The organism is Vogesella facilis (genome assembly GCF_042648525.1).
Lineage (GTDB): Bacteria > Pseudomonadota > Gammaproteobacteria > Burkholderiales > Chromobacteriaceae > Vogesella > Vogesella facilis.
In genome coordinates this window covers 43,516-49,515 of record NZ_JBHRXN010000013.1, presented here as the reverse complement: position 1 = coordinate 49,515, position 6,000 = coordinate 43,516, and the positions used below count along the sequence as shown (strand labels likewise).

Below are 6,000 nucleotides of genomic sequence, written 5' to 3'. Positions count from 1 at the left end.
CAAACGGGCTATCGCCGGTAGAGTTTGAGAAGCAATATTTCCAACGGCTCAAGAGTGTCTAGAGAAGCTGGGGCGATTCAGGCCCTTCTCCAGCCTTTGTGACACCACTCCCGCAACTCGTGTTGCCACTCGCATTTGCTATGGAATTGGTACTAATGATTGCAAGTGGCACGACCGGACTCGCCGGTGGCATGGCCTGGATTGTCTTTGGCCTGATAGTTGGCTCGTGGCAAGCGAACCGAAAAAAGCTCACGGGGAGGTTCTGATTTTCCTCTGGTGGACCGAAATGAGTGAGTGGCTGCTTTCCAATCGGAAAGTTGCCACTAGTGACCCAGCAGGATGTAAGTGACTGTTGCTAACTGTCGTGTTTGGAGTCCTCCAGTCAGTTGCTACCACTTGGTTAAGCGTCCGCTTTTCCAGAACGGTAACTTCTGCTTTGTGGCGACTACTGCCGGACGGTTGGCAGCACCCGGCCAGTTGTTGCCGTTCAGAGGCTGAGCTGAGTTGTCATTTGAACGGCGGCTTCACTCTACAGTCATGCCTTCATGGCTACGCACGCTTATCGGCTACTGAGGTCAGGTGATTGCGTTGGTCGCTTGCCTGCCCACACAACAAAGCCCTTGCGCATTGCGCAAGGGCTTTGTCATCTCAGGGGTTGGCCGCATGCGGCCAACCTTATGCGCAAGTATTAGCTACCGATCTTGTCCTTGCCGCCCAGGTACGGACGCAGCACTTCCGGCACGGTCACGCTGCCGTCGGCGTTCTGGTAGTTCTCCAGCACCGCCACCAGCGTGCGGCCCACCGCCAGGCCGGAGCCGTTCAGGGTGTGCACGTAGCGGTTCTTGCCGTCGGCATCCTTGAAGCGGGCCATCATGCGGCGCGCCTGGAAGTCGCCCATATTGGAGCAGGAGCTGATCTCGCGGTAGGTGTTCTGCGCCGGCAGCCATACTTCCAGGTCGAAGGTCTTGTGCGAGCCAAAGCCCATGTCGCCGGTGCACAGGGTGATCACGCGGTAGGGCAGGCCCAGCGCTTTCAGGATGTTTTCGGCGTGGTTCACCATCTCGTCCAGCGCGGCAAACGAGTTGTCCGGGTGCTCGATGCGCACCATTTCCACCTTGTCGAACTGGTGCTGGCGGATCATGCCGCGGGTATCGCGACCGTAGCTGCCGGCTTCGGAACGGAAGCACGGCGAATGCGCGGTCATTTTCAGCGGCAGCTCTTCCAGTTTCAGGATGCTGTCGGCCACGGTGTTGGTGAGGGTGATTTCCGAGGTGGAGATCAGGTACTGGTCGACATTGCCTTCCTCGCCGCCACGGGTCACCTTGAACATGTCCTCGGCAAACTTGGGCAGCTGGCCGGTACCCAGCAGCGCGGTGTCGTTGACGATGTACGGGGTGTAGTGCTCAACGTAGCCATGCTCGCCGGTGTGGGTGTTCAGCATGAACTGCGCCAGCGCGCGGTGCAGGCGGGCGATGTCGCCCTTCAGCACGGTGAAGCGGGCGCCGGACAGCTTGGCGCCGGTGTCGAAATCCAGGCCCAGCGGTGCGCCCACATCCACGTGGTCCTTCACCGCGAAGTCGAACTGGCGCGGGGTGCCCCAGCGACGCACTTCGACGTTGGCGCTTTCGTCCTCGCCGGCCGGCACCGATTCGTGCGGCAGGTTGGGGATGGACATCAGCCAGCCATCCAGCTGCTTCTGCACGGCGGCGAAGCCGTCTTCCGCCGCTTTCAGCTCGTCACCCAGGGTGGCGACTTCGGCCATGATGGCGGACACGTCTTCACCGTTTTTCTTGGCGATGCCGATCTGCTTGGACACGGTGTTGCGCTTGGATTGCAGCTCCTGCATGCGGGTCTGCAGGAATTTGCGCTCGGCTTCCAGCGCATTGAAGGCGTCCACGTCCAGGGTGTAGCCACGGCTCGCCAGGCGGGCGGCCACTTCTTCGATATTGCTGCGCAGCAGTTGAATGTCCAGCATGGTTCAATCCTGTTTTTTTTGAATTGGCTTGTCGATTACGCCCGCGCCCGGCGCGAGCGGGTCCGTCATCTTGTGCTTGCGGTACCCGGCAAAGCAGCTGTCGCTGGCCGGGTAGTGCCACCGGCATGGAGCCAGGCGACGCAAACCGCAAGTGTACTGGCTAGCTGTGGGGTTTGTCCTGTCCGGCAATGCCGGGATGGCGATTTGCGGCGCCATGGTTGGCCGCATGGCAGGGCTGCGGCCAAGCCGTCGGCGTCATTTCTTGCCGGCGGCCTCGTCCAGCTGGCGCAGGAAGGCCAGTTTGTCGGCGATCTTGCTTTCCAGGCCGCGCGGCACCGGCTGGTACCAGCCGGGTTCGGCCATGCCGTCGGGGAAATAGGTTTCGCCAGCGGCGTAGGCGTGCGGCTCGTCGTGGGCATAGCGGTAGTCGTGGCCGTAACCCAGCTCTTTCATCAGCTTGGTGGGGGCGTTGCGCAGGTGCACCGGCACCTCGCGGCTCTTGTCCTGCTGCACGAAAGCGCGGGCCTGGTTGTAGGCCATGTAGCCGGCGTTGCTCTTTGCCGCCACTGCCAGGTAGATCACCGCCTGCGCCAGTGCCAGCTCGCCTTCCGGGCTGCCCAGTCGCTCGTAGGTGGCGGCGGCATCGTTGGCGATCTGCATGGCGCGCGGGTCGGCGAGGCCGATGTCTTCCCACGCCATGCGCACGATGCGGCGTGACAGGTAGCGGGCGTCGGCGCCGCCGTCCAGCATGCGCATCAGCCAGTACAGTGCGGCATCCGGGTGCGAGCCGCGCACCGATTTGTGCAGCGCGGAGATCTGGTCGTAGAAGTTGTCGCCGCCCTTGTCGAAGCGGCGGGCGCTGACGGTGAGCACCTCGGCCAGGAAGGCGGCATCCACGCCGGCGGCCTTGCGTGCCCGCGCGGCGGTGATGGTCTGCTCCAGCAGATTGAGGAAGCGGCGCGCGTCGCCGTCGGCGTAGCCGGCCAGCGCTTCGGCGGCGCCATCGGCGAAGGCGAGGCCGTCCAGCCGGCCGCTGGCGGCCACGCGCTGCAGCAGTGCCAGCAGGTCGTCGTTTTGCAGCGATTTCAGCACGTAGACCTGGGCGCGCGACAGCAGCGCGGCATTGACTTCGAACGAGGGGTTCTCGGTGGTGGCGCCGATGAAGGTGAGCAGGCCGGATTCCACAAACGGCAGGAAGGCATCCTGCTGGCTCTTGTTGAAGCGGTGCACCTCGTCGACGAACAGGATGGTGCGCCGCCCGCTCTGCTGCAGGATGGCGTGGGCGCGCTCCACCGCCTCGCGGATTTCCTTCACCCCGGACAGTACCGCCGACAGCGGGATGAATTCGGCGTCGAAGGCGCCGGCCAGAATGCGCGCCAGCGTGGTTTTGCCCACGCCGGGAGGGCCCCACAGGATCATGGAGTGCGGCACCTGTGCCTCCACCGCCAGCCGCAGCGGCTTGCCGGCGCCGATCAGGTGCTGCTGGCCGATGACTTCATCCAGCGAGGTTGGCCGCATGGCTTCGGCCAGCGGTTTTACCGGTTCGCGCGCAAACAGGTCCATGGCTTACTCGCTGACCACGTCCACGCCCTTGGGCGGGGTGAAGTTGAAGTGGCCGGCGCCCAGCGGCGGGTTCTTCTTGATGTTGCCGAAGCTGATGCGGGTAACGTTGCCGAAGCTGTCGGTGAGTTCCATTTCCACCAGCTGGTTGGCGCTAAAGCCCATCTTGATGGCCTCGAAAGTGTTGTCGGCCTTCTTCGGTGTGGCGGCCAGCCATTCCACCTGGCCCTGGCGGCCAACCTCGCGCAGCAGGTAGTCGCGCTCGATGGCGTTGCTGCCGGCCAGCAGCGCCGCCGGGCTGCTGCCCAGCGCGCCGCCCTGGCTGCGCTTGGTGATCTGCGCCAGCTCCTTGTCGTACACCCACAGCGTCTTGCCGTCGCCGACGATCAGCTGCTCGTAGGGCTGCTGGTAGGTCCAGCGCAGTTTGCCGGGGCGCTGGATCTCCATCTGGCCGCTGGCTTTTTCCTGGCCGTTCTTGCTGGTCACGGTCTGGCTGAAACTGGCGGAGAGGGTCTTGGTGCCGGCAACGAAGGCCTTGAGCTGGGCGATGGCGGCGGCGTTGGCCGGGGCGATCATGGCGCAGCACAGCGCGAGACTGGCGAATGCTTTCATGGGGTTCCTGTCGGTGAGGGGATGGCCAATCAGACCATGCCCCGCGGTGACTGTTCGTGCGCTTTTGTTAACGAATGCGTAAGGTTGGCCGCAAGTAGAAGCTGTTGACGATCTTGCGAGCTGGGGCGAGGCAAGGCGAAAACGGCTGCGGAAGCGGAGTCTACAAGTAGTAAATGAGCATTCCGAAGCCGTACTCAGCGTGCAACGTTTCACGACGCGCCGCAGATCGAAAACCGGTTGTTACATGAAGCGGTTGGTGATCGGGTAGCGCCAGTCCTTGCCGAAGCCACGGTGGGTGATGCGCGGGCCTACCGGCGCCTGGCGGCGCTTGTATTCGTTGATCTTCAGCAGCCGCACCACCTTGTTCACGTCTGCCTCGGCAAAGCCGGCGGCCACGATGTCGGCGGCGGACTGGTTGCCTTCCACGTAGCGCTCCATGATGGCGTCCAGCACCTCGTACGGCGGCAGGCTGTCCTGGTCTTTCTGGTCCGGGCGCAGTTCGGCGGACGGCGGGCGGGTGATGATGCGTTCCGGAATCACGTCGCCCACGGTATTGCGCCAGCGGCACAGTGCGAACACCAGGGTCTTGGCCACGTCCTTCAGCACCGCGAAGCCGCCGGCCATGTCGCCGTACAGCGTGCAGTAGCCGGTGGTCATTTCCGATTTGTTGCCGGTGGTCAGCACCAGTTTGCCGCTCTTGTTGGACAGCGCCATCAGCAGGGTGCCGCGGATGCGCGCCTGCAGGTTTTCCTCGGTGGTGTCGGCATCCAGGCCGGCAAAGGAGGGCGCCAGCGCCTGCATGAAGCTTTCGTACATCGGCCAGATTTCGATTTCGTCGTACTTCACGCCCAGGCGGGCGATCATGTCGCGGCTGTCCTCCACGCTGATGTCGGCGGTGTAGCGCGAGGGCATCATCACCGCGTGCACCTTGTCGGCACCCAGCGCGTCCACCGCCACTGCCAGCGTCAGCGCGGAATCGATGCCGCCGGACAGGCCCAGCAGGGCGCCGGGGAAGCGGTTCTTGCCGATGTAGTCGCGTACGCCCACCACCAGCGCGCGGTAGATGCTTTCCAGCTCGTTCGGCAGCGCGGTAACCGGGGCAGCGGCGATGTCGCCGTCGATCACGTCCAGCAGAAGCAGCTCGTCGTCGTAGGCGGCGGCCTGTGCCACCACTTCGCCGGCCTGGTTGAGGGCGAAGGAGCCGCCGTCGAACACCAGTTCGTCCTGGCCGCCGGTGAGGTTGACGTAGGCCATCGGCACGCCGGTTTCTTCCACGCGGTAGCGCAGCACGTCGTGGCGGGTGGCGATCTTGTTGCGGTGGAACGGCGAGGCGTTCAGCGACACGATCACCTGCGCGCCGGCATCGGCGGTTTCCGCCGCCGGCTCCACCGACCACACGTCCTCGCAGATCAACACGCCCACCTGCACGCCGTTCTGCTCGAATACCAGCGGCGCGGCGCCGGGGGTGAAGTAGCGGCATTCATCGAATACTTCGTTATTCGGCAGCAGCATCTTGTGGTACTGGCCCAGTCGGTGGCCGTCGCGCAGCACGGTGGCAGCGTTGAAGCGTTCGTTGCCCAGCTTCACCGGGTGGCCGATCACCAGGGTGATGCCGTCCAGCATCTCCAGCGCGTCCAGGCCGCGGGCGATGTCGCGATAGAACTGGTCGCGCAGCAACAGGTCTTCCGGGCTGTAGCCGGTGAGCGCCAGCTCCGGGGTGACCAGTATGTCGGCACCCTGCGCCATGGCGGCATGGGCGAGGTCGAGGATCTTCTGGGTGTTGCCGGGGATGTCACCCACCACCGGGTTGAACTGGGCAAGAGCGATACGCATGGCTAAAGACAGCTTGTTGT

4 protein-coding genes are annotated in these 6,000 nt (G+C 64.0%); all 4 read right to left on the bottom strand.

Annotated elements, in window-relative coordinates:
* Positions 1–688: 688 nt before the first annotated feature.
* Positions 689–1,975, bottom strand: coding sequence for a serine--tRNA ligase (gene serS / locus ACFOLG_RS07220; protein ID WP_386090128.1), 1,287 nt, complete (start codon positions 1,973–1,975; stop codon positions 689–691).
* 255 nt (positions 1,976–2,230) lie between these two features.
* Entirely contained in the window at positions 2,231–3,538 is a 1,308-nt protein-coding gene (locus ACFOLG_RS07215; RefSeq protein WP_386090125.1) for a replication-associated recombination protein A, read from the bottom strand.
* A 3-nt stretch (positions 3,539–3,541) separates the two neighbouring features.
* Positions 3,542–4,147 (bottom strand): outer membrane lipoprotein chaperone LolA, encoded by a 606-nt coding sequence (lolA, locus tag ACFOLG_RS07210; protein ID WP_386090123.1) that lies wholly within the window; start codon positions 4,145–4,147, stop codon positions 3,542–3,544.
* A 240-nt stretch (positions 4,148–4,387) separates the two neighbouring features.
* A complete protein-coding gene (locus ACFOLG_RS07205) occupies positions 4,388–5,980 on the bottom strand; it encodes an NAD+ synthase (RefSeq protein ID WP_386090121.1) in 1,593 nt (530 codons plus the stop codon).
* Between the last annotated feature and the right edge of the window lie 20 nt (positions 5,981–6,000).